The following is a 1,358-nucleotide window of genomic DNA, read 5'->3' on the forward strand; positions in this document are numbered from 1 at the left end:
ACAACCCGCCCCGGGCGGGCGGCGGTCAGCGGCTCGGCGCCCCGGAGCACAGCGGGGTGCCCCGCGGGACCGGCGGCACGGGCGGCACGGGCGGTACCGGCGGCGGCAGGCGGACGGCGGCCTCCCGGATCAGCACCAGGACGGCCATGTCGTCGGCGAGCCGGCCGCCGGTGTGGCGCTGCACGGCGGTCCGCAGTCCGGCGGCGACGGCCGGGCCGGACAGCGGGGCGGGCGCGGTGGTCCGCAGCACCGTGTCGGGCAGCGGGAAGAAGCGCCCCGAGCGGTCGCGGGCGTCCTGTATCCCGTCGGTGTAGAGCAGCAGCCCCTCCCCGGCGGCGATCCGGCCTCCGGCGGGGACGGCGGGTGCGGCGCCGTCGTCGAGCAGGCCGAGCGGGGGCAGCGGGTCGCCGAGCGGCAGCGGGTAGGAGCACGAGCCCAGCAGATACGGCTGCGGGTGGCCGCAGTTGACGGCCTGGAAGCTGCCGTCCTCGCCGAGTTGGAGAAGCTGGAGGGTGGCGAACTCCTCGGCTGCCGGGTCGTCGGCGCGGTCCCGCAGGTGGCGGTGGAGCGCGCCGTCCAGGCGGTGCAGGACGCCGGCCAGATCGGGTTCCTGGTGGGCGGCCTCGCGGAAACTGCCGAGCAGGGCGGCGACCATGCCGATGGCGGGCAGGCCGTGGCCGCGGGCGTCACCGATCAGGGCGCGCACGCCGAACGGAGTGGCCAGCACCTCGTAGAAGTCACCGCCGACGTGGGCGCCGCGGCTGGCCGAGAGGTAGGCGCTGGCCACCGTCCAGCCGCCGATGCGGTCCGGCAGCGGGCGCAGCAGCACATGCTGGGCGGCGAGCGCGATCTCCCGGGTCCGGTCCAGCTCGGCGGCCATCCGGGTCCGGCGCCCGGCCGTGCACATACCGGCCGCCATCACGGCGAGCATGGTGCCCGCGGCGCCCAGCAGCTGTCCGCCGCCGACCGGTGAACGGTCCGTCAGCTCGATCCCGAGCATCCCGAGCGCGAGCAGCCCGCTGCCCAGCACCCAGCGCCGCCGGGCCCCGACCGCACAGGTCACCGCGGGCGCGACGGCCAGTCCGGCCACCACGTCGCCCCCGTCCGGCAGCCACCACGCCAGGCCGCCGAGCAGCACGATCCACCCCACGGGAGCCAGCCCCCACCGAAGCCGGCACAGCCCACCGTCCACTCGTTCCACCATCATCCGCCGGCTCCCCTGAGGGCCTGCCCGCGCGGCCCGCGTCCCCCGATTGTGCCGACTCCCCGGGCCCCTGAGCCCCCACACCCCAGCGAATCACCCAAAAGAGCGATGCAACCGCTCGGGCCCGGCACGCGGCCCCGCCACGGGCCCGGCG

General features: G+C 77.3%; 1 protein-coding gene. It reads right to left on the bottom strand.

Features of this window, described 5'->3' with window-relative positions; all coding sequences use genetic code 11:
• Positions 1–25 precede the first annotated feature (25 nt).
• A complete protein-coding gene (locus GA0115240_RS17035) occupies positions 26–1,207 on the bottom strand; it encodes a PP2C family protein-serine/threonine phosphatase (protein WP_237554958.1) in 1,182 nt (393 codons plus the stop codon).
• Positions 1,208–1,358 lie beyond the last annotated feature (151 nt).

It is taken from the genome of Streptomyces sp. DvalAA-14 (assembly GCF_900091855.1).
Classification (GTDB): Bacteria; Actinomycetota; Actinomycetes; order Streptomycetales; family Streptomycetaceae; genus Actinacidiphila.